The following is a 25377-nucleotide window of genomic DNA, read 5'->3' as shown; positions in this document are numbered from 1 at the left end:
CCCGCTGCCACCGGACCTCTCGTGTCGTCGTCCCGCCGTGGCATTCGACACGGACGGATTTATCTAGCGCCTTAAATGATTTACATTAAAGTTTCTTCTTGGCAAGAGGTCGTCCGAAACTTCACAGCCCGCGGAGGGCTATATGCGACACGTCATCGACCAGGCAGCCGCCTGGCAACGCTCCGGGATCCGCTTCGCCATGGCGACCGTGGTGCGCACCTGGGGCTCCTCCCCGCACGGTCCGGGCGCCTCGATGCTCGTGTCCGAGGGGGGCCGTGTCGTCGGAAGCGTCTCCGCGGGCTGCGTCGAGGCCGAGGTCTGCGCGATCGCGGAGGACGTGCTCGCGGGCGCGGCCCCGGTGCTCGAACGCTGGGGAATCGGTGACGAGGACGCCTTTGCGGTGGGCCTGACCTGTGGCGGAACGATCGAGGTGCTGGTCCGCGAGGTGGGCGCGAACGTGCCCCTCGGCCGGATCGCCGCCGACGTCGCGGCCGGCGTGCCGGTGGCTCTGGTCACTCCGGTCGACGGCAGAGGGTGCCTGGCCGTCGGCGGCGGAGGGGTATCCGGATCACTGGGCGACCCGAGTGCGGACCGGGCTGCGGCCCTGGCTGCCGAGGGCATGCTCGGCCGCGGCGCCAACGGGCTCGTGGCCAGCGGGGACGGCGCGATCGACGGCGCGGCCGACGGCGCGATCTGCGCGCCGGAGCGCGCGCTGCTGGTGCAGTCCTTCGCCCCTCGGCCCCGCCTGCTGATCTTCGGCGCGGCAGAGGTCGCCCGGCCCCTGGCGGACGTCGGCGCCACACTCGGGTACCGGGTGACAGTCTGCGACGCCAGGCCCGCCTTCGTGACCGGCGAGCGTTTCCCGCGGGCCGACGACGTCGTCGCCGAACGGCCCGACCGCTGGTTCCGCGCCCACGAGGACCTGGTCGACGCCGCGACCGCGGTGTGCGTACTGAGTCATGACCCACGGTTCGACGTGCCGGTTCTCGCCCTCGCCCTGCGCAGCCGGGCCGGATACGTCGGAGCCATGGGGAGCCGCCGGACACACGAGGACCGGATGGCGCGACTGCGTACGGCGGGTGCGACGGACGCGGAACTCGCACGGCTCCGCTCACCGATCGGGCTGGACCTGGGCGGCCGTGGCCCCGAGGAGGCCGCCGTGTCGATCCTGGCCGAGATCGTGGCGGTGAGGCGGGGCGGCACCGCACTGCCGCTCACGTTGCGGACGGGTCCGGTACACGCAACGTGACTGTTTTTGAACGGGTGTTTTTATGAACGACCGTTCAATTTGAACACTCGTTTAATGTGGACCAAGTGCATCCAGAGGACAACGACCGTCGACGGTCGGCGAAGGGCCCCACGCCGGGAACCGGCCTGGAGGCAGGGCCGCCGGGTCAGCCGGCACAACGCCGCCCCGGCTCCCATGACCCGGAGGGCAATCGCCGTGCGGTCCTCGAAGCGGCCCGGCGACTGTTCGGCGCGCATGGTTACAGAGGTGTGGGCGTACGCGCCGTCGCGGCCGAGGCGGGAGTCACACCCGGCCTGGTGATGGCGTACTTCGGCACCAAGGACGGTCTGTTCCGTGAAGCGGTGGGTGGCGGATCGGGCGTCACCGGCGACGTGCTGTCGGCCACGGCCGCCGATACAGGGGAACTCCCCGCCGCTCTGGCCCGCGCCTACCTCGACCGGTGGGACCGCCTCCCGGCCGACGATCCCTGGCCGGCACTGATCCGCTCGGCCGTCAGTCACCCTCCGAGCGCCGAGCTCCTGCGCACGATCCTGGAGAAGCAGGTCGGCGAACCCCTCATGCGGCTGCTCGGCGACTCGGCCGACGCGGAGGCGCGCGCCGCTGTCATCCGGAGCGTCCTGTTCGGCGTGATCATGGAACGCTATCTCTTCGCCCATGAACCGGCGGCCTCCGTCCCGACCGAGGAGCTCGCTCCGGCGCTGACAGACGTACTCACCACCGCCTTCGGCGACGCCCTCGACACCGCTCCCCCGCCCGAACCGGGTGGTGTGAGCGACTCCCATGACGGGTCCCAGCCCTCGGAGCCCGCCCGCTCCGGGCGCCTTCGCCCGGAGCGGGCGGAGCAGGCGGCGGGCAACTCCTCCGCAACCCTGTTCGCGCGGCTGAACGAGTGCGCCGCCGCCAATCAGGCGCTGACCAGCAGGACCGTCCAGGAGTACGGCATCAGCCTGCCTGCCTACGACGTGCTCGCCGTCCTCCGCGAAGCAGGAGAGCCCTATCGTCGGACGATGGGCGAGGTGGCGGCATCCGGCACGGCCCGCGCGGGTGGTCTCACTCAGCACGCGGACCGTTTGGAGGCAGCGGGTCTGATCCGGCGGGAACGCGACGCGGACGACCGCCGGATCATCCGGCTGTGTCTCACCCCGGAGGGTCTCGAACTGGCCGAGCGGATCTTCGCCGCACGGTCGGCCCAGGAGCAGGAACTGCTCGCCGGACTGGGCGCGGCCGACCGGCGCCGGCTCTCCGAGCTGCTCGGCGCTCTGGGGCAGAAGCTGGAGGGCCGGTCGCGTCGGTAGTTTATTTCCCTCCGGCGTTTCGGGCTTGACGGTGCGCCACGAAGTTCTTCTCAGGGCTCGGCGCCTGCAGGACGAGCATCGCCAGCGCAGAGTTCTTTGGCCAGCAGAGGCTGCGCGAGGCCGACCGCGACGGCGGCGATGACGATCGTGACGCCCTGTGAGGGGTGCAGGGCCATGATGCCCGCGGTGATGACGAGTCCGGACAGGGTGCCCAGACTGCGCTGAACGGCGCGATGGCCCGTGGTCACCACCACGGGCGCCGCCAGCACTGAGCCGGCGCATTCACAGGCCGCGTCGCCAGGCGTTCGCTCAGAGGCCTTCGTGCGCCGTGTCGAACCGCTCTCTTGCTCCTTCGACCTCGTCGACGTGGCTCGACGCCCAGTTCTTCACAGCGGCGAGCAGACAGCAGAGGCTGTGGCCGAGCCCGGTGAGCTCGTAGTCGACGCGCACCGGGACCGACGGCGTCACCGTGCGGGTCACGATGCCGTCGCGCTCCAGCGAGCGGAGGGTCTGGGTGAGCATCTTCTGGCTCACCCCGGGGATCTTGCGTCCCAGATCGCTGTAGCGCATGGGCGATTGCTCGCCAAGCGCGTTGACGACCAGATTGACCCACTTGTCGCTGACCCGCGCGAGCAGTTGACCGGTCGGGCAGTCCTTCACGAAGGCGCTGTCCGCCGCGCCGTCCGGCGCGTCCTCCTTGGCGCGCTGCCGCGCCGTGGCCGTAGCTGCCATGCCTCTCACCTCCGGGTGTCCTGCGCGCTGCCGAGTGTGCACGTACCCGAAGAGAGTAACTCTTCCCCGGGAGCCGGCGGTGGAGCGCCCACCCACGCGACGACTCGCCGCCGCTCCCCCACAGCCCCCCATTCAAGTGTTACTCTCTTTTGGTTCGTAGCCAACCGTCAGAGATCTACGGTGCGTTGAGGGGGTGGCGGTGGAGTCCGATCCCCATCCACACCGCCACTCGGAGCACAACAGACCGAATAGGAAACAGAGTTGACTTCCTCCACGACTTCCTCCACTGCGGTGGCGGGTGCCGCCGGGCAGGCGGTGCGGCATCCCGGCGTCATCCTCGCCATCATCGTGTCCTGTCAGATGATGGTGGTCGTCGACACCACCGCCATGACCGTCGCACTCCCGCAGATCCAGGCCGACTTAGGGTTCTCGGCCACCGGACTCTCCTGGGTCCTCAACGCCTACGTGCTCGCCTACGGAGGGCTGTTGCTCTTCGGCGGCCGGCTCGGTGACATCTTCGGGCGCCGAAACACCTTCATGGCGGGCGTACTGCTGTTCACGGTCTGCTCACTGCTCGGCGGGTTCGCGGTGAACGACTGGCAGCTGCTCGCCGCCCGCGCGGCACAGGGTGTCGGTGCGGCGTTCGCCGCACCGGGTGCGATGTCCCTGCTCATCACGAATTTCGAGGAGGGAAACGCACGGAACAAAGCCCTTGCCGTCTATTCGACCCTCGCGGGCCTCGGCATGGCATTGGGAATGATCCTCAGCGGCATCCTCACCGAATGGGCATCCTGGCGGTGGGTGCTCTTCATCAACGTGCCGATCGGAATCGCCGCGGTTGCCCTCACGCCGAAATTCATCACTTCACCCGACAAGCACCCCGGGCGCGTCGACGTGGTGGGGGCATTCACTGCGACGGTGGGGCTGACAGCACTGGTATACGGACTGATCAGGGGCGAGGCCGAAGGCTGGTCCGACGCGGTGGCGATCGGATCGCTCGTGGCCGCAGCGGTCCTTCTGGCCACCTTCCTCGTCACGCAATTCCGCATCAAGAATCCCATCATGCCGATGCGGCTGCTCGCCAGCCGCCTCCGCGGTGCCGGATATGCAGTCATGCTTTTGGTGCTCGCCTGCAACTTCAGCGTCTTCTATTTCGTTCCGCAATTCCTCCAGGAAGTGCTCGGGTTCAGCGCGCTGAAGGCGGGACTCGGGTTCCTGCCCATGGGGCTTGCCATGTTCGCCATGTCCAGGGCCACCCCGAAGCTGCTGCCCAGGTTCGGCCCCCGCCGGCTCATCCTCGCCGGACTCGTACTGATCCTCGCCGGGGTGCTCTGGCTCTCGGCGCTCGACGCCGGCACCTCGTACACGGCCGGGCTGCTGCTGCCGCTGATCCTGGTCGGCATCGGCATCGGCACCTTCCTCATGCCCCTGACCGCACTGATCCTCGGCGGAGTCGCGCCGCGCGACTCCGGGGTGGCCGCCGGCATCCTGCAGACGATGCAACAGATCGGCGGCGCCCTCGGGCTCGCCGTGCTCGTCACCGTGTACGGAGCCAGGGCCGATGACGCCTCGACCGGAGCGCCGGCCACGACCGCGATGGCCGACGGGGTCGGCAATGCGCTCCTCGTCGGCAGCGCATTCGTCGTGGTGGCTCTGATCCTTGTGGCCACAATGATCAAGACGAAGCCGCGTACATAGTTTCGCAGCAAGAACACAGAAAGGCCCGACAGCCGAGCTGTCGGGCCTTTCTGTGTTCCCAGACGAAACAAGCAAATGGCCGAAAAGCACTGTCACCTTTCCAGCTCGTATGAATCAAGTGTTTCGCGCTTGCAACAACAATTCCCACTATATTAACGCGCCCTCGGATTCGGCACAGAACACTGCAAGGGAATCACCCATCATCCGAGGTGGGGGCGGGTGTGGCGATCAAATAGTTGAACATGCATCACTTTGCGAAGTCTTTAATTCCCTTTTCATCGCCTTGTAGGTATAGGCCAAGTTGCCCGGGAGTCATTGACCTGAACCTCTTCAGTGACGGAGCATTCGAAGAGTTGTGCGACGGAAGAAAGGTTGATCATGTCACCATATTCCCGTTTCCTGTTCTACCCGGAGCTGCCGCGACTGCTCCCCTGCGCCTACCACCCGAAATCTGCCCAGATCGAAATCGCTTCGAATGGCTGGATTCGCAAGAATCTCGCCGTGTGCTTCGCTGACGAGAGCGACCTCCTCTTCTTCCTCCGTCAGCGCAACGGAATCTACGGGCCGCTGACGGTGCCCCGCGCGAGCGACCAACGCGCGCTCGACATCGCCGACTGGTACCAGTACGTCACGGTCATCGACAGCTCCGTGTCCGACCGGTCGGCCCTCGGGGCCGACGGCGGGGTGGCGCGACGGATCTTCGGGAACGTTCTCGCCGAGTTCACCGGAGGTGCGCGGGACACCGCGGGCCAGGCCGGCCACGCCCCGAGCCCGCAGGAGATCGCGTACGGCACCGCAGCCAAGGATCTTTGGCGGCGCATCAGTCCCGGACTGTCTCCCGCGCAGGTCAAGCGGTTCGGCGTGAGCCTGGAAGCCTTTCTGCGCGGCTGCACCACGGAGATCGAGGCCAAGCTGACGGACAGCGTGCCCGACTACGAGGCCTGTGTCCAAGTGCGCCTGGAGAGCTTCGGCTGCGACTTCATCGAGCTGATGACGGAGTACGGAGCAGCCGTCGACATGAGTGAACACCTGCCGGAACTGGCCGAATTGCACTACCACTGCAGACGCCAGATGATCATCATCAACGACCTGCTGTCCTGGCGCAAGGAACAGGCACAGGACGACAAGATGACGGTGGTCAGGGTGCTGACCGAGCGCGAGGGCCACAGCCCCCAGGACGCCGTGCACCGGCTGAGCGAGTTGGTCGAGCACCACGAGAGGAAGTACATCGAGACGCGCGACGCGCTGCTGGCCGGGCCGCTCGGATCCCGCGACGATGTCGTCGAATACCTCACCGCAGTCGACCATCTGATGGGCGGCAGCCAGGAGTTCGAGTACCTCACGCCACGCTACTACGGTGACGGATCGGTGTGGGACGGCAGCACGTCCGGCTGGCTGGATCTGGACGCTCCGATCGTACGGTTCCAGCCGGAACGCCCCACCGCAGCGGCGACGGCCGGGGCCGACTTCACGAGCGTGGGCGGCCGGAAGGGCGTCGTGAGCAAGGCCGGCGACGAATCCGGCAGCGCAGCGGAGAGCGCATCCGCACCCGCTTCCGGCGCGCACTGCCCGGTCGACCACGGGGCCGCCGCGTCGTCCCGTACCCCTGCCCGCAGACCGGCCACGGACCGCACCTACCGGGTCGCGACCGCACCCGGCGCCGTCCCCGCACTTGGCCACGCCCTCCAACTCTGGCGTCGCCCCCTGGAGTTCCTCGAAGACCTGCCGGCCAGAGGGGACCTGGTCGAGATCCGCCTGGGCCCCAAGAAGGCCTACCTCGCCTGCCATCCGGACCTCGTCATGCGGGTGCTCCTGGAGGCCCGCACCTTCGACAAGGGCGGCCCCCTCTTCGAGAAGGCGCGCGCGCTGGTCGGCAACGGCCTGGTCAGCTCCGAGTGGGAGGACCACCGCACGCAGCGCCGTCTGCTGCAGCCCGCCTTCCACCCCTCCCGGATGCCCGGCTACGTCTCACTGATGGGCGAGGAGGTCGAGGACGTCATCGAGGGCTGGCAGAGCGGCAAGGCCTTCGACGTCAGCGACGCCATGCACGCCCTGACCCTGCGCATCACCGCACGGACGATGTTCGCCACCACCGTCGCCGACCGGGCGATACCCGAAGTGGCGTACTGCATGCCGATCATCATGCGAGGCGTCTACCAGCGGATGGTCGCGCCGACCGGCTGGCAGGAGCGGCTGCCCACCCCGGGGAACCGGCGGTACGAGGCGGTCAAGTCACGGATGCACAACGTCATCAGCGAGACCATCGAGGAACAGCGCGAGGCCGGCACCGACCGCGGCGACCTGCTGTCCATCCTGGTCAACGCGCGGGACGAGGAGACCGGTGCGGGCCTGACCGACGAGGAGATCTACGACCAGGTCATGACGCTCCTCATCGGCGGCACCGAGACCACCGGCAACACCATGGCCTGGGTCTTCCATCTGCTCGCCGCCCACCCCCAGGTGGAGAAGCGGCTGCACGCGGAGCTCGACGAGGTCCTCGCGGACGGCCGGGCCCCCACCTTCGAAGACCTGCCCCGGCTCGACTACACCTGGCGGGTACTCAACGAGACGCTGCGGATGTTCCCGCCGGCCTGGCTGCTCACCCGCACCACCACCCGGCAGACCGAACTGGCAGGAAAGCAGCTGTCACCCGGCACCATCGTGATGTACAGCCCGTACGCCCTGGGCCGCAATCCCGTCCACTTCGACAACCCGAGGCAGTTCGACCCGGACCGCTGGCTGCCCGAACGCTCCGGCGAGGTGCCGCGCGGCGCGATGGTGCCGTTCAGCGCGGGCAACCGGCAGTGCATCGGGGACGCCTTCGGGCAGGCCGAGACCACGCTGACCCTCGCCACCATCGCCTCGCGCTGGCGGCTGCGGCCCGCGCCGGGCGCGAAGCCCAATGTGGCCGTGCCCAAGGCCTCGCTCGGCACCGGTCCGCTGCTCATGGTGCCCAGTCCGCGGCACCCGACTCCGAGCCAGGACGGCCTCGTGCTGTCCGACATAGCCTGAAGGGGATCCCGTACGACATGGCGGATCAGATGCGACTGACCCAGACGGCTCTGCCTGACGCACTGGAGTCCCTGGAGCGCTGCCGCACCCTCGTGCTGCCCGCGCTGCACGACGCGGTCGACCGGTTGCACCCGAGCGTGGCGCGGATGGCGTCGTTCGCGTTCGGCTGGTGCGACGTGCACGGTGTGCGCCGGGGCGGGAGTGGTGGCAAGGGTCTACGGCCCGCCCTCGCGGTGCTCTGCGCCGAGGCCGTCGGAGGTTCCTCCGAGGACGCGGTGGCCGGGGCGGTCGCGGTCGAGCTGGTGCACGCCTTCTCGCTGGTGCACGACGACATCATGGACGGCGACGAACGCAGACGGCACCAAGAGACCCTGTGGAAGGCGTTCGGCGTGGGCCCCGCGGTCCTCGCGGGCGACGCCCTGCTGGCACTCGCCCTCAGCACCATCGGCTCCACGGCCGGTGCGGCGGCGGCCATGCTGTCCGACGCGCTGATCGAACTGGTCGAGGGGCAGGCGGCGGACATCTCCTTCGAGGGCCGGCCATGGGCCGGCGCACACGCGGTGACGGTGGACGAGTACACCGCGATGGCCGCCGACAAGACCGGCTCGCTGCTCGCCTGCGCCGCCGGACTCGGTGCCCTGCTCGGCGGCGGCGGGCCCGACGCCGCCGCCGCGATGTCCACGGCGGGCAGGCACCTGGGCCTGGGCTTCCAGGCGATCGACGACCTGCTCGGCATCTGGGGCGACCCGCTGGTCACAGGAAAGCCGGTCTTCAGCGACCTGCGGCGGCGCAAGAAGACACTGCCGGTGGTCTTCGCGGCCACCGTCGACGGCGGGGCACACGCGGGACTCCTCGGGCACCTCCTGAACACCGCGCCCGACGCACCGGAGCGGGACCTCGACCTGCAGCGGGCCGCCGACCTGATCGCCCACGTCGGCGGCCGGGCCTTCGGCGCGGACCAGTCCGACGGGCATCTGCGGCAGGCCCTGGAGATCATCGAGGCCACGGCCGTGAACCCCACCGCCGCGGCCGAACTGACGGAACTGGCACGGTTCGTCGCCGACCGCTCGCACTGAGACGCCGTACACACAGCACAGAACAGGGGGATTCACATGCTCGACCGTGGTACCGCGACAACCGCGAGAACAGCCGGGGCCGGGGCCGAGGCCGGACCCCGCTGGCCCGAATCAGGACCGGATGCGGTCCGGCAGGAACCGGCGGCGGCGCGGAACGTGGTGGAGAAGTCCTACCTCGTGCTCGGCGCGCTCCCCGTGGACGGCGACTGGATCGGTGCATCGGAGGTGGCGCGGTGCACCGGCCTGCCGAAGTCGACGGTGCACCGGCTCCTGGGCGTCCTGGCCGATCTACGGCTCGCGGACCGGCAGGCCGCCGGATACCGGCTGGGCCCGCGCATGCTGAGCCTTGCCCGCCAGGCCTCCGGCGGCCGGGCCCTGGCACTCAGGGACCGTCTGCTGCCGCATCTCCTGGACCTCTTCCAGGCCACCGGGCTCGCCGTCCACCTCGGGGTGGAGCACGAACACGGGGTGCTCTGCCTTGAACACCTGCACGGGCACCGGGGGTTACCGCTCCCGATCAGGACCGGCTCGGTGCTGCCGCGCCACACGACGGCGATGGGCAAGGTCCTGGCCGCGCACTCGGACGAGGCCGGTGACGAGCTGCCCGCACGGCTGCGCGCCGAACTGGCACGCATCCGGCGCGACGGGATCGCCGTCGATCTCGGCGGCCCCGCCCGGAACGTGACCAGCGTCGCCATCCCGGTCTGGGGCTCCGCGCGCACCGTGGCCGCGGTCATCGCCGTCGCCGGTCCCGCCCACGGTCTCGACGTACAGGCGGCGTCGCGCCAGCTTCGCCGGGCCGCGCACACCGCGGCCCGGGAGCTGGCGGCCGGTGTCGTACCCGGCCACGTCTGCCGGTAAGGGCTCGGCGGCTACGCCCCGGCGACGACGGTCGGTTCGCCGGGCTCCGCGCCGTCCGCCTCGAGCTGCTCGGCGAGCTTCAGGGCCTCCTCGATCAGCGTCTCCACGATCTTCGACTCGGGTACGGTCCTGATGATTTCGCCCTTGACGAAGATCTGTCCCTTGCCGTTGCCCGATGCCACTCCCAGATCGGCCTCCCGGGCCTCACCCGGGCCGTTGACCACACAGCCCATCACCGCGACCCGCAGCGGTACCTTCATACCGTCCAGGCCCGCGGTGACCTGGTCGGCCAGTTTGTAGACGTCCACCTGGGCCCGGCCGCAGGACGGGCACGAGACGATCTCCAAGGCGCGCTGCCGCAGGCCGAGGGATTGCAGGATCTGGGTACCGACCTTCACCTCCTCGGCGGGGGGCGCGCTCAGGGAGACCCGGATGGTGTCCCCGATGCCCTCGCTCAGCAATGCCCCGAAGGCGACAGCGGACTTGATGGTGCCCTGGAACGCGGGACCCGCCTCGGTCACCCCCAGATGCAGCGGATAGTCGCAGGCGGCGGCGAGCTGCCGATAGGCGTTGACCATGACCACCGGGTCGTTGTGCTTGACCGAGATCTTGATGTCGCCGAAGCCGTGCTCCTCGAAGAGCGAGCACTCCCACAACGCTGACTCCACCAGCGCCTCGGGGGTGGCCCTGCCGTACTTGGCGAGCAGCCGTCGGTCCAGCGAACCGGCGTTGACACCGATCCGGATCGGGACACCGGCCGCCGACGCCGCCCGTGCTATCTCGCGCACCTTGTCGTCGAACTGCCGGATGTTGCCCGGGTTCACCCGCACCGCCGCGCATCCGGCATCGATCGCCGCGAAGACGTACTTGGGCTGGAAGTGGATGTCGGCGATCACCGGGATCTGTGACTTGCGCGCGATGGCCGGCAAGGCGTCCGCGTCGTCCTGGGACGGGCAGGCGACCCGGACGATCTGGCATCCCGCTGCGGTCAGTTCGGCGATCTGCTGAAGGGTGGCGTTGATGTCGGAGGTCAGGGTGGTGGTCATCGACTGCACCGACACGGGTGCGTCGCCGCCCACCGGGACCTTCCCGACCATGATCTGCCGGGAACGGCGGCGGGTGGCCAGGGCTTGGGGCGGCAGGGCGGGCAGACCGAGGGCGACCGTCATGAGTGCGAACTCCGTTCCGTGGGGTGCGGCGCATCGACCGGAAGCCGTCGGCAGGCCTTCTCCACCGCGGCGGCGAGCTGTTCAGCCGTGAGCCCCGACTCCTCCAGGACCTCCTGGCGTGTTCCGTGGTTCAGGAAGCGGGCCGGCGTCCCGAAGTCCCGCAGCGGCACGTCCACGTCGGCGTCGCGCAGCGCTTGGGCGACGGCGGAGCCGACGCCGCCGGCCCTGCTGCCGTCCTCGACCGTGGCCACAAGACGGTGCTCGGCGGCAAGGGACAGCAGGGAGTTGTCGACCGGTTTGACCCAGCGCGGGTCGACCACGGTCACGGCGAGGCCCACCTCGGTGAGCAGTTCGGCCGCAGCGAGGCAGAGAGGGGCCATGGCACCGACCGCGACGAGCAGTACGTCCCGGACGAGCGCGGCGGGATCGGCGGAGTCGGTGGAATCGCCGAGTGCGGCGGGCGCGGCCGGTTCGGCGAGGATGTCCGTCCCGCCGCACCGTCCGACTGCCGGAATGTCCGCGGGCACCGCGCCTTTGGGGAAGCGGACCACGGTCGGCGCGTCCGAGACGGCGAGCGCCTCCCGCAGTTCGGCACGGAGCGTCGCACCGTCCCGCGGCGCCGCGATCCGCAGCCCCGGCACCACCTGGAGCACCGCCAGATCCCATACGCCGTTGTGGGAAGGCCCGTCGTCACCGGTGACCCCGGCCCGGTCCAGGGCGAGCGTGATGCCCGCGCCGTGCAGCGCAGCGTCCAGGAGCAGCTGATCGAAGGCCCGGTTCAGGAACGTGGCGTACACGGCGACCACCGGATGCAGCCCGCCCATGGCGAGGCCCACGGCCGAGGTGACGGCGTGCTGCTCGGCGATGCCGACGTCGAAGACCCGGTCCGGGTGCGCGGCGGCGAACCGGTCGAGGCCGGTCGGCTTGAGCATCGCGGCGGTGATCGCCACGATCTCCTCGCGCTCCTCGCCCGCCTTGGCCAGCTCGTCGCCGAACACCGAGGTCCACGACACCTTGGCCGGCGCGGGCAGCGGCCGGCCGGTCTTCGGGTCGTGGACGCCGATGCCGTGGAAGCGGTCCGCCTCGTCGTTCTCGGCCGGGGCGTATCCGGCGCCCTTGCGCGTCACGCAGTGCACCAGCACAGGACCCTGGTACCTGCGGGCGTTGCGCAGCGCACGCCGTAGCGCCGCCAGGTCGTGCCCGTCGACAGGGCCGAGGTACTTCAGGCCGAGTCCGGTGAACAACGACTGCGGCGTGGTGAAGTCCTTCAGTCCGGCCTTCGCACCGTGCAGCCCGCGGTAGGCCAGGTCGCCGATGGCGGGGATGCTGCGCAGGGCCCGGCCGCCGCTGTCGAGGACGCTGTCGTACGTCGCGGCTGTGCGCAGCGCGTCGAGGTGCTCGGCGAGTCCGCCGACCGTAGGAGCGTAGGAGCGGCCGTTGTCGTTGACGACGACGACCACGTTCGGCCGGTTGCCCGCGGCGATGCTGTTGAGCGCCTCCCAGGCCATGCCGCCGGTCAGGGCTCCGTCTCCGATCACCGCCACGGCCTGACGGTCGGGTTCGCCCGTCAGCAGATGGGCCTTGCTCAGGCCGTCCGCGTAACTGACCGCCGTGGAGGCGTGGGAGTTCTCCACCAGATCGTGCGGCGACTCCTCGCGCGCCGGGTAGCCGGACAGACCGCCGCGGCGACGCAGCCGGTCGAAGCCGGCCGCGCGTCCGGTAAGGATCTTGTGGACGTAGGTCTGATGGCCGGTGTCGAAGACGATGCGGTCACGTGGCGAGTCGAACTCGCAGTGCAGGGCGATGGTCAGCTCGACGACACCGAGGTTGGGGCCGAGGTGGCCACCGGTGCTGCTCACCGATTCGATGAGGAGTTCGCGGATCTCCGCGCCGAGACGGCGCAGGGCGTTCGGGGACAGCGCTCGAAGGTCGTGCGGACTGTGGATGTTCTCCAGGACAGTCATGGGGCTCCTTCCGCTCCTTCCGCCGGGCGGAACTGCGCCGGCCACGGCGCGTAGAGGCATTGCAGGTCCTTGGACGGGTCGTTGGCGAATGGCCGTCCCGCCGGGCGGGACGGTGCGATGACGGGCCGTCGCGGCGCTGCCTAATGTGTGCCGCGTCCGAATCCGATGCGAGCACGAGACAGGAGGCGGTTTCTGTGGCGCAGGACGAGACGAAGGACGTGTCGGCGCGGACGGCGGCCGGTTCCACTGCCGCACCACTGGTGGTGACCGGCACGGTCACGTCGTCGCGCCTCGATGTCCGGCCGGGTGACGTGTTGGTGGCCACCGAGTTCTCCACGGTGACCTGCGCGTCGGCCCCGCTGCTCACCGGGGAGCTGCGCCGGGCCGGCCGCAGGGTGCGGGCCGGAACGCTTGCGGAACTCGGTGTCCCGGTGGGCGAGCCGGTGGTGGCGGCCGGGCTCCGTGCCGCGCTTCCCGGCCGGCCGACGGCGGTGGTGCTGACCGCTGGACCCGCGAACTGGAACGCGGGAGGGAACGCCGACTACAACGCGGATCCTGACGGATCGGTCGGCCGCGCGATCGAGGCCTGGTGCGCGGCACTCGGCCCGCGCACCGTCCTGCTGGCCGAGCCGCGGTCGTTCTGTGCCGGTGTCGACCGGGCCATCGAGATCGTGGAGCGCCTGCTCGACCGTGGCCCGCACCCCGTCTACGTACGCAAGGAGATCGTGCACAACACTCATGTGGTCCGGGATCTGGCGGCCAGGGGTGCGGTGTTCGTCGAGGAGCTCGACGAGGTGCCGCAGGGGTCCACGGTCGTCTTCTCCGCGCACGGTGTCGCCCCCGCGGTGCGCCGGGATGCGGAGCTGCGCGGCCTCGATGTCTACGACGCCACCTGCCCGTTGGTCTCCAAGGTGCACGCGGAGGTCCGCCGGTACGCCGCCCGTGGCGACCGGATCTACCTCATCGGGCATGCGGGGCACGAGGAGAGCGAAGGCACCATCGGAGAGGCACCCGAGCGGACCGTACTGGTGCAGACCGCCGACGATGTGGCAGCGCTCCCCGACGGGGAGGGGGCCGCCTCCTACGTCATGCAGACCACCCTGGGAACCGATGAGGCGGACTCGGTCGCCGCCGCGCTCCACGACCGCTTCCCCGGAATCCGAGGCCCGGGTTCCGACGACATCTGCTATGCCACGACCAACCGCCAGAACGCCGTGCGGGAAGTGGCTGCCGAGGCGGATCTCGTCCTGGTGGTCGGCTCCGCCAACTCCTCCAACTCGGTACGGCTAGTGGAGCGTTCGGTTGCGGAAGGCACGAAGTCACTGCTGGTCGAGGATCTCGGTGATGTGCCGCTCGGCCTCCTCGCCGGGGCCGGCACCATCGGCGTCACGGCTGGTGCGTCCGCCGCGCCCGCCCTCGTGGACGAGATCGTCGTGGGCTTGCAGGCCTTGGGTCCGGTCCGTACCCAGGAGGTGCGGGTCGCGACGGAGACGGTCACCTTCGGTCTGCCTAGCGGCCTCGGCGAGCCCACCGGCTGAGCGCACCGGTCCGCACCGCCCCAGCACCCCACCACCGTACGGAATCCAAGCACTTGGGAAAGAGAGTCACCGCATGACGGATCCAGCGCCGCACCCCCCGGTCCACGAGATATTCGACCCGGGCTCGGCCGAGTACCGCAAGTGCCCCTATGCCGCCTACGAGGTGGGGCGCCGCGACATGCCCGTCGCGCACCACGAGGGGTTCGACGAGTGGATCGTCACCGGGCGAGAAGAGCTGGACGCCGTGCTGCGCGATCCCGCCCGCTTCACCAGCAGGCACAACCTGGAGGGGTCCTATCCCTTCAGCCCCGAGAGCCAACAGGTCCTGGACGAGTCGCTGTTCTTCCAGAACGCCATCTACAACGTCGAGCCGCCCGCCCACACCCGCTTCCGCAACCTGATCAGCGAGTACTTCACGCCGCGCAACCTGCGGCGGCTGGAGCCGAGCATCCGGGAGATCTCCCGGCGGCTGGCCGGCGAGCTCGCCGACGCAGGCCACGGGGACCTGCTCAAGCAGCTGGCGTATCCGCTGCCGTACACGGTGATCTGCGATCTGATCGGCATCCCCGCCGACGACCGGGACACCGTCAAGGTGTGGAACGACACCTGGCTCGGCCTGCAGGTCGTCCCACTGGAGCCGGAGCAGCAGCTGCAGGCGGCCAGGACCGTCCCCGTCTACGAGGCGTATCTGCGCGATCTGCTGGCGCGGCGCACCGAGCGGCCCACGGACGACCTGGCCACCGGGCTCGCCCGGGCCAGCCGGTCCGACGATCCGGTCTGCACCGAGGACCAGGCTGTGGTGGCGCTCCGCTTCATGATCGCCGCAGGTCATGAGACCACCACCAATCTCATTGCCAACACCGTCCACCAGCTTTTGAAGAACCGGGAGTTGTGGGATTCGGTCGTCGCCGATCCGGCGCTGATCGGCGCCGCCGTGGAGGAGACGCTACGGATCGACTCGTCGGTCCAGGGTGCGCTGAGGGTCACCACCGAGGACGTCACCGTCGGCGCCACAGAGCTCCCTGCCGGGGCCCGGCTGCGGGTGATGTTCGCGGCTGCCGGGATGGATCCCGACTGGGTCGACGACCCCGATGTCTTCCGCCTGGACCGTCAGGGGCTGCCCCGGCACCTGAGCTTCGGCCAGGGCATGCACTTCTGCGCGGGCGCGGCACTGGCCCGGCTGGAGGCCAGGATCGCCGTGGAGGCGCTGGTCGAGCTGGCGCCCGACCTGCGGCTTCGGGACGGCTTCGAGCCGGAGTACCTGCCGGGCGGCTTCATCTTCCACGCACTGTCGGAGCTTCCGCTCACCCGGTCCTGACCACCGTCGGAGCCTGTTGCCGGACTCCGGCCGGGGTTGGGCGACAGGCGCTCACCCGCAGCTTTTCCAGACAAGGAGCACTGCCGTCAGCACTCGTAGGTATGCCCGCCCCGCAATCGTATCGGCAGCACTGCTGATGGCCGCGCTGACCGCCTGTACCGCCGACCCGGCCGTGAGCGGCCGGACCTCGGACGCCGAGCCCCGGTCCGGCGGGAGCCTGGTGCTCGCGCTCGGCTCCGACCCCAAATGCCTCGACCCGCACCAGGTCGGCAACAGCGACGGCCTGTCCACGGCCCGCCAGCTCGTCGACTCGCTGACCGGGCAGGATCCCAAGACCGGCAAGACGCTGCCTTGGTTGGCCACCTCCTGGGAAGTACGTCCCGACGCCCGGCAGTTCACCTTCCACCTGCGCTCCGACGCCACCTTCTCGGATGGCAAACCCGTCGACGCGCAGGCCGTCAGAGCCAACTTCGACGATGTGGTGAAGCTGGGCGCCAAGGCCATTCTCGGCAACAACTACCTGGCCGGCTACCGGCGTACGACCGTGGTCGACCAGCACACCGCGCGCGTCGAGTTCGACCATCCCAACGCTCAATTCCTGCACGCCACTTCGACCACCACCCTCGGCCTCCTCGCACCCTCCGGGCTCACCCGCGACCAGGGCCGGCGGTGCGCGGCCGTAGTCGGCTCGGGCCCGTTCACACTCGGCCGGTTCACACCCGACCAGGAGGTGGTCCTGAAGAAGCGGGCCGGATACGCCTGGGGTTCCGCGGCCTGGACGGCCAAGGGCGCAGCCCGCCTCGACCAGGTCACCCTGAAGATAGTTCCGGAGCAGGGCGTACGGTCCGGGAGCCTCACCTCCGGACAGGTCGACGGCACGTTCGGGGTCTCGGCCCAGGAGGAAACAGCGCTGAAACAGAGCGGGTTCACCGTGCTCTCCCGCAGCAATCCCGGCATCGTCTACAGCTTCGGCGTCAATGTGTCCCGGCCCTTCACCAAGGATGTGGCCGTCCGGCGCGCCCTGCAGAAGATCATCGACCGCCGCGAGGTGGTGGACACCGTCCTCAGCCCCTCCTTCAAGCCGGCGAGAAGCATTCTGGCGGGCTCCACCGCCGACTTCACGGATCTGAGCGTGGATCTGGCCACCGACCTCCCGGGCGCCCGCAAGCTGCTGGACGGCGCGGGCTGGCGGGCCGGCGACGACGGCATCCGCACCAAGAACGGCAAGCGGCTCTCCCTCAAGGCCAACTTCTTCACCGGGTTCGCGCCCGGGCGGACCGCACTGGAACTGATCCAGCAGCAGTTCAAGAAGGCGGGCGTCGAGCTGAAGCTCAAGGAGTACGGCATCGGCCAGGGACAGCAGGCCTACCGGTCCGGTGACTACGACCTGTCCTGGTCCAACGCGACCAGCCCCGACCCCGACATCCTGCGCGCCTACTACTCGCCGAAGGCCCTCAACGCCGTACGCGTCACCGGAGGCCCGCTGCCCGGCCTGCTCGACGCGCAGGCCGTGCAGGGGGACCCGAAGCTCCGCACCGGGCAGATCGCGCAGACGCAGCAGATCATCGTGCGGGACGCCTACTCGCTGCCCGTGTTCGAGTACGCCACGGTCGTCGGCCTCGCCCCGCACGTGCACGGACTCCGCCTGGACGCCGCTGCCCAACTCCTGCTGCACGACGCCTGGGTGGCGAAGTGAGGCACTACCTCGCGCGCCGCGTACTGCAGGCCTTCATGGTGCTGTGGGCGGCGTTCACCCTGTCGTTCGCCCTGCTCTACCTGCTGCCGGGCGACCCCGTCGAGATCATGGCGGGCGGCGGGGCCGGGCAGAGCACCGTGGACCCGGCGCGCATCGCCGAACTGCGGGCGAGCTATGGCCTCGACAAGCCGCTGGCTCAGCAGTACGGACATCAGCTGCTCGCTGTGGTGCGCGGCGACTTCGGGCAGTCGGTGGCCTCCGGCACGCCGGTGTCCGGGATCATCGGCGCCGCCGTACCGCCGACCGCCCAGCTCATGCTCGTCGCCCTCCCGCTGGCTGTCCTGGCCGGCGCCGGTCTCGCACTGGCCGCGACCTATACGCGCAGCCGCCGGCTGAGCGCACTGCTGCTCGCGGCGCCGCCGTTCGGGGTGTCGGTGCCGGCGTTCTGGGTCGGCCTGATCCTCATCCAGCTCTTCTCCTTCAGGCTGCGCCTCTTTCCCGCCACCGGCGACGAGGGCGCGGCGAGCCTGGTCCTGCCGGCCGTCACCATCGCGCTGCCCGCGGCGGCCGCGATCGCCCAGGTGCTCGCGCGCAGCCTGCGGGGGACGCTCTCCGAGCCGTACATCACCACCGCCCTGGCAAAGGGAGCGGGCCGGGCCCGGGTGCATCTGCGGCACGCCACGCGCAACGCGGCGCTGCCCGCGCTGACCGTGGTCGGCCTGCTGACGGGAGAGTTGCTCACCAACGCGGTCGTCGTGGAGACGGTGTTCTCGCGGGCCGGACTCGGCCGGGTCACCGTGACCGCTGTGGGGGCCAAGGACATCCCGGTGGTGCAGGCCGTGGTGGTCCTGACGGCGCTGGTGGTGGTGTCGGTGAACCTGCTGGTCGATCTGGTCCACCCGGTGCTCGACCCGCGGGCCGCGGGCTGGGTGACCTCGGGCTCCGGCTCGGGGTCGGGGTCGGGGTCGGGCTCGGGATCGGGATCCGGCCCGAGGTCCGGCCCGGCGAAGGTGGCCGCGCCATGACGCTGCTCTCCTTACCCGGCACGAACCTCGCCGGGGCCTCCCGCCGACGGCTGCGCCCCGGCCTCCTGTGGTCGGCCGCCGTCCTCCTGATCGCGGCCTGCGCGGCCGTCCTCCCTGGTCTGTTCACCGGGCGCGACCCGCTCGAAGTGGCCCCCGCCGACCGGCTGCTCCCGCCCGGTGGCGGGCATCTGCTCGGCACCGACCAGCTGGGCCGCGACATGCTCTCCCGGATGGTGCACGGAGCCGCGCCGTCGCTCCTGGCCGCGCTGATCGCGGTGGTGGTGGGTGTCGTCGTAGGCGGTCTGCTCGGCGCGGTGTCCGGCTTCGACGGCGGCGCCGTGGACGGGCTGATCATGCGCGGCGTGGACGTACTCCTGGCGATTCCGGGCCTGCTCCTGTCACTGACCCTGGTCACCGTCCTCGGCTACGGAACGGTGAACACCGCGCTCGCGGTGGGGTTCGGAAACGTCCCCGCCTTCGCCCGGGTGATGCGCTCCGAAGTGCTCCGGGTACGCGGCTCGCTGTTCGTCGAGGCGGCCCGCTCGTACGGCGCCGGGCGCCACCGGGTGCTGGCCCTGCACGTACTGCCGAACGCCCGGGGCCCGGTACTCGCCCTCGCCGCACTGAGTCTGGGGACTTCCGTGCTCGCGGTATCCGCCCTGAGCTTCCTCGGATACGGAGCACCGCCACCCGCCCCCGAATGGGGATCACTGGTGGCCCAGGGCCGTGACCACCTGGCGGACGCCTGGTGGCTGACCACCCTGCCGGGACTGTGCGTCGCACTCGTGGCGCTGGCCGCGAACCGGGTGGCGCGGGCCCTGGACGGGGAGAGCGGGGAGCCGGAGTGACCGGGCAGAGCGCAGACGGCAGGTGCGTACCGCTCCTGGACGTTCGAGGCCTGTGCGTCACCTACCGTTCCAGGGGCCGTACGACCCAGGCGGTGTCCGGCGTCGACCTGACCATCGCGGCCGGCGAGACCGTGGCCGTCGTGGGTGAGTCCGGGTCGGGCAAGTCGACCACCGCACACGCGTTGCTCGGGCTGCTGCCGGCCGGTGGCCGCATCACGGCGGGCACGGTCCGCTTCGACGGCGAGGAGCTGACGGCCCTGGACGACCGGAGGCTGCGCAAGGTCCGCGGCCGCGACATCGCCCTGGTCCCGCAGGATCCGGCGGTCTCCCTCAACCCGGTGCAGCGGGTCGGCGACCAGGTCGCCGAGGTCCTGCTCATCCACGGCCTGGCCGGGCGGAAGGAGGCCGCCGCCGCCGCGACCGACATCCTCGAACTCGCCGGAATGCCCGAACCGGCCCTACGCGCACGGAACTTCCCGCACCAGCTCTCCGGTGGCATGCGGCAGCGCGCCCTCATCGCCATCGCCCTGGCAGGCCGGCCGCGGCTGATCGTCGCGGACGAGCCGACCAGCGCGCTGGACACGACGGTGCAGCAGCGGATCCTCGACCACCTGCAGAAGCTCAGCCGGGAATCAGGCACAGCCGTGCTGCTGATCAGCCACGACCTGGCCGTCGCCGCCGCGCGCGCCGACCGCATCATCGTGATGCGCGGCGGCGAGGTCGTTGAGGCGGGTCCGGCCGAGCAGGTGACGGCGGAGCCCCGGCACGAGTACACGCGGCTGCTGCTCGACGCCGTACCGGGCGCCCCGAACCAGCGACGCACGGTGGCCCGGGATCGCGAAGCGGCCACCGAGGGGCCCCGCCCTCTCCTGGTCGCCGAAGACCTGGTCATGGACTATCCGCTGCCGCGCACCGGCGGCAGCGGCGGGCGTACGCTGCGGGCCCTGGACGGGGTCGGCTTCACCGTCCCCGTCGGACGCACGGTCGCCCTCGTCGGGGAGTCCGGATCCGGCAAGTCCACCGCGGCCCGGCTTGCGCTGCGCCTGCTGAGGCCCTCCGCCGGGCGCATCGAGTTCGACGGCCGGGACATCACCGCGGCTCCCGAGCGCGAGCTGCGTGCGCTGCGCCGCGGCGCCCAGCTGATCCACCAGAACCCGTACGCCGCACTCGACCCACGGCTCAGCGTCGAGCGAATCGTCGAGGAACCGCTCAGGGTCTTCCGCACGGAGGGCCGCACCGCGCGACTGGCCCGGGTCCGCGCCCTGCTCGACCGGGTGGCGCTCCCCGCTCACCTGCACGAACGGCGCCCCGCCACGCTCTCAGGAGGGCAGCGGCAGCGCGTCGCCATCGCCCGCGCCCTGGCGCTCGAACCCCGTCTCGTGGTCTGTGACGAGCCGCTCTCGGCGCTCGACGTCTCGGTCCAGGCCCGCATCCTCGCCCTCCTCGAAGAGCTCCAGGCAGAGCTCGGCATCGCGTACCTCTTCATCACCCATGACCTGGCTGTCGTACGGCAGATCGCGGACGAGGTCCTGGTCCTGAAGGACGGCCGGATCGTGGAGTCCGGCAAGACCGAACGCCTCTTCACCAGCCCCCAGCACGAACACACCAAGGCCCTGCTGCATGCCGCACCGCAGCCGGCCGTGTCCCGTCCGAAGCGTCCGAAGCGTCCGAAGGAGAGACTGTGAACGCCCGCCCTCACACCCGTGAACTCCACCTCAATGTCAACCTGTTGGGCACGGGCACCCACCACGGCTCCTGGCGCTGGCCCGGCGCCGACCCGCTCACCTTCATCAACGTCGAGCGGTACGTCGAGTCCGCGCGCATCGCCGAACGCGGGCTTCTCGACGCCGTCTTCCTCGGCGACATCCCCGGTCTGGTCGAGAACATCACCACCCACCCCCAGTTCAACGCTCTGGAACCCACCCTGATCCTCACCGCGATCGCCCGTGCCACCGAGCACATCGGGCTCATCGCCACGGCATCCACCAGCTACAACGAGCCGTACAACCTCGCCCGCCGGCTACAGGCCCTGGATCTGATCAGCCATGGCCGCACCGCGTGGAACGCCGTCACCACCTACGCCCCCAACGTGGCCAGGAACTTCGTGCCGACCCCGCCCGACCGGCGGGAGCGCTATGCCAGGGCGAGCGAGTTCGTCGACGTGGTGCGCCAGTTGTGGACCAGCTGGGAACCGGGGGCGGTGCCGGCCGACGTGCAGAGCGGACACTACGCCGAGATGTCGCGCATCCGGCCGATCGACCACAAGGGAACGTACTTCACCGTCGAGGGGCCGCTCTGCCTGCCGCCGTCGGAACAGGGCCACCCGGTGATCCTCCAGGCCGGCGGCTCGGACGAGGGCCGGACCCTGGCGGCCGCCACCGCCGACGCGGTGTTCTCCGGTGCCCTCGACATCGAGGCGGCGCGGACCGACCGGGCGGACATCCGCCGCCGGGTGGCCGCGACGGGCCGGGACGGCAGCTCGATCGTGATCCTGCCCGGACTCACCACCTCGGTCGGAGGGACTGAGCGCGAGGCCCTCGAACGGCGCGAGCGCCTGGACGAACTGGAGGACCGGAGCGACCAACTGCGCCGACTCGCCACACAGTTGACGGTCGACCCGCGCGAGCTCGAGCTGGACAAACCGGTTCCGGAGACACTGCTCACCGGTGCCTACAACCCCGTACACGGACACCACAGAAAGGTCTCGCAGCTCGCGCACGAGGGCCTGACGGTACGCGACATCCTGCGCCGGGGCGGCGGCAGCGGGCACCTGGTGGCCGCCGGTTCGCCGGAGCAGATCGCCGACATCATCGAGCAGTGGTTCACCGGTGGCGCGGCCGACGGATTCAACGTGATGCCCGATGTGATGGACGACGGGCTGCCGGCCTTCGTCGACCACGTCGTGCCGGTCCTGCAGCGCCGCGGCCTCTTCCGCACCGAGTACCGCGGGTCGACCATGCGCGACCACTACGGTCTGGAGATCCCGGCCAGCCGCGCCGCGGCGATCCGCTGACGAGCCCACGCACCACCCGGCACGCGCAACCCAGCACACAGCACCGAATCTCGATCGGAGATCACCATGGCTCGCGTCCTTGCCGTTGCCGGCAGTCCGACCGCGCGCTCGCGCACGTCGGCACTGGTCGAGGCCGCGGCCGCCGCACTGGCCCGGGCCGGACACCGGACCGACCTGCTCCGCGTACGCGACCTGCCCGCGGCCGCACTGACAGGAGCGGATCCGGCCGCCCCCGGCCTGCGCGCCGCAGCCGAACGGGTCGAGTGGGCCGAGGTGTTGGTCATCGGCACTCCGGTGTACAAGGCCGGCTACTCGGGGCTGCTCAAGTGCTGGCTCGACCTGCTGCCCCAGGAGGCCTTCGCCGGCCGCTCGGTACTCCCGCTCGCCACCGGCGGCACCCTGGCCCACTCACTGGTGGTGGACTACGCACTGCGTCCGGTCCTGATATCCCTGGGTGCTTCGCACATCGCCAGGGGTGCCTTCTTCGCCGACTCGGACGTGACCGCGGGAGCTGAGCAGCCACTGACCCCGTCGGCGGTCGCGCGTCTCCAACGATGCGTGGGTTCGCTGCAGTTGAGGCTGGAGCAGTCGGAATCGCAGCCACTGCCCGCGGGGTGAGACGTCATTCTGCCGATGCGAGGGCCTCGTTGACCGCGGCAAGGGCTCGGGGTCGGGCATCGTGGTGATCTCGGTCCAGGGTGCCGGCCAAGCCCCGCGTCACAGACAACCGCGCTCACACAGAACGCGATGCCTTCCACGTCGGGCGTGTACGTGCGGAAGGCCCATTCGGGGCCCGCGCCCGCCGTCCCGTCGGGCCGGCACTCACGACCCTGCCCGGATCCCGTTCTTCGGCGCACGCGTTATTGGGCCCCCTTGCTGTTGGGCCCCGTTGGTCACGTCTGTTCGGGCGGTTCATGGTCGGACTGCGGGGTCAGAAGTACCGGGCAGTGTGCGTGGTGCAGTACGGCGTGGGTGACGTGGCCCAGGGGCGCACCGACCGGGAGCGACCTGCGGCGGGAGCCGATGACCACAGCGTCCGCTTCCGCGGTCGCCGCGACCAGTACGGCGGCGGACGATGCGGCACGCACGACGTTGTGGGCGACGTCCAGGCCGGGTCGCTCCTCGCGCAGTCGCGCGACGAGACGCGCGACTTCGGCGCTCTCGGTGGCCGCGAGTTCGGACGGGTCGTCGAACATCGTCGCCATACTGCCGACGTTCTCCAGGAAGATCCACACGCTGACGACGCGCAGCAGGGCTCCGCGGCGCAGCGCCAGATCCGCAGCGAGACGTACTGCCTCACGGTCCCGGTCATCCCGCGCGGCGACCATCACGACCCCGGCCGGACGGTCGCGCTCACACGGGGGAACCACGACGGTGGGCACCTTGGCGCGGGCCGCGACCCGCAGGGCGTCGGAGCCCACGAGCAGTCCCAGGAAACCGTGCCCGCGCGTCCCGACGACGACCGTGCCCTCCTGACCGGCCTGACCGAGCAGACAGGCCGCAGTCTCGTGCGGGCACGAGGCCGTCGCGACGGTGACACCGGGAGCAGTCTCTCCTGCCAGCGCTTCCGCCTCGGCCAGCACGTCGACGGCGTGGTCCTTCGCCTGCCGAATCCCCTTGCGGGACAGATGAGGATGCCCCGATTCGGTCCTGGTGGCGTGCACGATGGTCAGGGGCTGCCCCCTGGAGTCGGCCTCGGCTGCCGCCCAGCGCACGGCCCGGTGGGCATCCGGCGTGGCGTCGGTTCCCACGACCACGGGCCCGTCCAGAGTCGGACTTCGCCGATTGTTCTGCATGGTCCCTCCTCGACGCGGTGGGACGACGCACCCTCCTTTTGGGGCCGAGGTCAGCGGTCGTCCCCGAGCTGATTTCCGGTCGTGGCTGTCGCCTCACCCGTGTAGGGCACGATCTGCACGGGGCAGTGGGAATGGTGCAGCAGCGCGTGAACGACATGCCCGAGCCCGAGCGGCGGGACAGTTCGCCGCTTACGGCTCCCCACGATCAGCAGGTCCGCGTCCCGGCTGGCCTCGACCAGCCCGGCGGCGGCCGACCGGGCAGTGATGACCTCAGTGCGCACGGTCGGACCGTCCCGGTCTGCCCGGATCCGGTCGGCAAGACCGGCCAGCAGCCGTTGGCCCGGGCCGTCGAGGTGCCCGGCCTCGTCCGACAGGTCGCGACGGGTCCCGGATCGCGTCAGCGTGCTCCGCACATGCAGCAGCCGAAGGACACCTGCGCGAACCGGCGCCTCCCGCGCGGCCTGGACGACCCATTCCGCGTCCCGTTCATCCGCGACTGCGGCCACGACCGCGGCCACGATCGGCACGCCGTCCCCCCGCTTGGTCCTGCCCCGCACCACGACCACGGGCACCCGGCTGCCGGCGACAGCGCCGAGACCCACCGATCCAAGGAGGAGAGGGCCGAATCCACCACTGCCCCTGCTGCCGACAACGACGGTGTCGCCCGGCCGGGCAATCGCGTGGAGCGCGGAAACCGGCCTTTCGCGTCTGAGTTCGAGCGCGACGACCAGTGCGGGAAAGCGGTGTGCTATCTCTCCCGCCAGCCCTCGCAACAGCCCGCGGCCGTGTTCCAGGACGTGCTGCGATGTCTCGAACGAGGCGAAGCGATCCAGGCGGTCCAGGTCGACGGCGTGTACGAGGCACAGACTCTGCTGACGGCGGACGGCCTCGGCCGCCCCCCAGAGCGCGGCAGTTCTGGCATGTTCCGAACCGTCCACGCCTACGACTGTCTTCGGGGCTTCACCGGCGCCGACCATGTCAGTACGCATCACGGCTCCTCGTACATGCGTCTGCCTACATTGTCGGTCTGTTCGCCGTCCTGAGCGACGCGGACGGCGGCCCCCGAGGAGCAACATCCGAGGCCGTC

The 25377-nt window shown here is 70.4% G+C and carries 20 protein-coding genes; 14 read left to right on the top strand and 6 right to left on the bottom strand.

Translation table 11 applies throughout. The annotated features are described in order from the left end of the window. Window positions 1–142 precede the first annotated feature (142 nt). Together ACIOEW_RS06745 and ACIOEW_RS06740 are read left to right on the top strand one after the other, a co-directional pair. A complete protein-coding gene (locus tag ACIOEW_RS06745; RefSeq protein ID WP_401961969.1) occupies window positions 143–1249 on the top strand; it encodes an XdhC family protein in 1107 nt (368 codons plus the stop codon). 65 nt (window positions 1250–1314) lie between these two features. Next, the gene (locus ACIOEW_RS06740; RefSeq protein WP_401961966.1) at window positions 1315–2544 is read left to right on the top strand and encodes a TetR family transcriptional regulator; all 1230 of its coding nucleotides are present in this window, start codon (window positions 1315–1317) and stop codon (window positions 2542–2544) included. A gap of 50 nt (window positions 2545–2594) precedes the next feature. On the opposite strand, the gene ACIOEW_RS06735 is transcribed toward ACIOEW_RS06740, so the two are convergent. Then, window positions 2595–2798: an FUSC family protein gene (locus ACIOEW_RS06735; RefSeq protein WP_401961963.1), complete on the bottom strand. Its 204-nt coding sequence runs from the start codon at window positions 2796–2798 to the stop codon at window positions 2595–2597. Window positions 2799–2853: 55 nt separating this feature from the next. Then, the gene (locus ACIOEW_RS06730; protein ID WP_362548874.1) at window positions 2854–3276 is read right to left on the bottom strand and encodes a helix-turn-helix domain-containing protein; all 423 of its coding nucleotides are present in this window, start codon (window positions 3274–3276) and stop codon (window positions 2854–2856) included. A 261-nt stretch (window positions 3277–3537) separates the two neighbouring features. Here ACIOEW_RS06730 and ACIOEW_RS06725 point away from each other — a divergent pair, with 261 nt between their 5' ends. From ACIOEW_RS06725 to ACIOEW_RS06710, 4 genes are all read left to right on the top strand, one after another. Next, window positions 3538–4974 carry an MFS transporter gene (locus ACIOEW_RS06725; RefSeq protein WP_362548877.1) on the top strand — a complete coding sequence of 479 codons (1437 nt, stop codon included), beginning with the start codon at window positions 3538–3540 and terminating at the stop codon, window positions 4972–4974. A 378-nt stretch (window positions 4975–5352) separates the two neighbouring features. Continuing rightward, window positions 5353–7986 (top strand): cytochrome P450, encoded by a 2634-nt coding sequence (locus ACIOEW_RS06720; protein WP_401961959.1) that lies wholly within the window; start codon window positions 5353–5355, stop codon window positions 7984–7986. Between the two features lie 29 nt (window positions 7987–8015). After that, the gene (locus ACIOEW_RS06715) at window positions 8016–9062 is read left to right on the top strand and encodes a polyprenyl synthetase family protein (protein WP_401962946.1); all 1047 of its coding nucleotides are present in this window, start codon (window positions 8016–8018) and stop codon (window positions 9060–9062) included. A gap of 36 nt (window positions 9063–9098) precedes the next feature. Further along, window positions 9099–9923, top strand: a complete 825-nt coding sequence (locus ACIOEW_RS06710; protein ID WP_362548884.1) for an IclR family transcriptional regulator — start codon at window positions 9099–9101, stop codon at window positions 9921–9923. Window positions 9924–9934: 11 nt separating this feature from the next. On the opposite strand, the gene ispG is transcribed toward ACIOEW_RS06710, so the two are convergent. Both ispG and dxs read right to left on the bottom strand, forming a co-directional pair. Then, a complete protein-coding gene (ispG, locus tag ACIOEW_RS06705; RefSeq protein WP_362548888.1) occupies window positions 9935–11092 on the bottom strand; it encodes a flavodoxin-dependent (E)-4-hydroxy-3-methylbut-2-enyl-diphosphate synthase in 1158 nt (385 codons plus the stop codon). After that, the gene (dxs, locus tag ACIOEW_RS06700; RefSeq protein ID WP_401961956.1) at window positions 11089–13056 is read right to left on the bottom strand and encodes a 1-deoxy-D-xylulose-5-phosphate synthase; all 1968 of its coding nucleotides are present in this window, start codon (window positions 13054–13056) and stop codon (window positions 11089–11091) included. The genes ispG and dxs overlap by 4 nt, the downstream gene beginning before the upstream one ends. A gap of 194 nt (window positions 13057–13250) precedes the next feature. Between dxs and ispH the strand changes: the two genes are divergently transcribed. The 8 genes from ispH (at window position 13251) to ssuE (ending at window position 23112) form a co-directional block, all read left to right on the top strand. Further along, on the top strand, window positions 13251–14594 hold the full coding sequence (ispH, locus tag ACIOEW_RS06695; RefSeq protein ID WP_401961953.1) for a 4-hydroxy-3-methylbut-2-enyl diphosphate reductase: 1344 nt from the start codon (window positions 13251–13253) through the stop codon (window positions 14592–14594). Between the two features lie 73 nt (window positions 14595–14667). Further along, a complete protein-coding gene (locus ACIOEW_RS06690) occupies window positions 14668–15912 on the top strand; it encodes a cytochrome P450 (protein WP_401961950.1) in 1245 nt (414 codons plus the stop codon). Window positions 15913–16048: 136 nt separating this feature from the next. Further along, window positions 16049–17608, top strand: coding sequence for an ABC transporter substrate-binding protein (locus tag ACIOEW_RS06685; RefSeq protein WP_401961947.1), 1560 nt, complete (start codon window positions 16049–16051; stop codon window positions 17606–17608). Then, the gene (locus ACIOEW_RS06680; RefSeq protein WP_362548903.1) at window positions 17605–18633 is read left to right on the top strand and encodes an ABC transporter permease; all 1029 of its coding nucleotides are present in this window, start codon (window positions 17605–17607) and stop codon (window positions 18631–18633) included. The genes ACIOEW_RS06685 and ACIOEW_RS06680 overlap by 4 nt, the downstream gene beginning before the upstream one ends. Further along, window positions 18630–19481 carry an ABC transporter permease gene (locus ACIOEW_RS06675; protein WP_401961944.1) on the top strand — a complete coding sequence of 284 codons (852 nt, stop codon included), beginning with the start codon at window positions 18630–18632 and terminating at the stop codon, window positions 19479–19481. The genes ACIOEW_RS06680 and ACIOEW_RS06675 overlap by 4 nt, the downstream gene beginning before the upstream one ends. Then, the gene (locus ACIOEW_RS06670; RefSeq protein WP_401961942.1) at window positions 19478–21166 is read left to right on the top strand and encodes a dipeptide ABC transporter ATP-binding protein; all 1689 of its coding nucleotides are present in this window, start codon (window positions 19478–19480) and stop codon (window positions 21164–21166) included. Before ACIOEW_RS06675 ends, ACIOEW_RS06670 begins: the two co-directional genes overlap by 4 nt. Then, window positions 21163–22494 carry an NtaA/DmoA family FMN-dependent monooxygenase gene (locus ACIOEW_RS06665; RefSeq protein ID WP_401961940.1) on the top strand — a complete coding sequence of 444 codons (1332 nt, stop codon included), beginning with the start codon at window positions 21163–21165 and terminating at the stop codon, window positions 22492–22494. Before ACIOEW_RS06670 ends, ACIOEW_RS06665 begins: the two co-directional genes overlap by 4 nt. A gap of 66 nt (window positions 22495–22560) precedes the next feature. Beyond that, entirely contained in the window at window positions 22561–23112 is a 552-nt protein-coding gene (ssuE, locus tag ACIOEW_RS06660) for an NADPH-dependent FMN reductase (RefSeq protein WP_401961936.1), read from the top strand. A 275-nt stretch (window positions 23113–23387) separates the two neighbouring features. On the opposite strand, the gene ACIOEW_RS06655 is transcribed toward ssuE, so the two are convergent. Together ACIOEW_RS06655 and ACIOEW_RS06650 are read right to left on the bottom strand one after the other, a co-directional pair. After that, window positions 23388–24290 (bottom strand): universal stress protein, encoded by a 903-nt coding sequence (locus tag ACIOEW_RS06655; protein ID WP_401961934.1) that lies wholly within the window; start codon window positions 24288–24290, stop codon window positions 23388–23390. Window positions 24291–24340: 50 nt separating this feature from the next. Then, complete coding sequence (locus ACIOEW_RS06650) at window positions 24341–25279, bottom strand: universal stress protein (RefSeq protein WP_401961932.1); 939 nt, start codon at window positions 25277–25279, stop codon at window positions 24341–24343. Window positions 25280–25377 lie beyond the last annotated feature (98 nt).

Origin of the sequence: Streptomyces sp. NPDC087901, assembly GCF_044742205.1 — a bacterium.
Classification (GTDB): Bacteria; Actinomycetota; Actinomycetes; order Streptomycetales; family Streptomycetaceae; genus Streptomyces.
The sequence above is the reverse complement of the archived record's forward strand: the minus strand, read 5'-3'. Positions and strand labels throughout refer to the sequence as shown.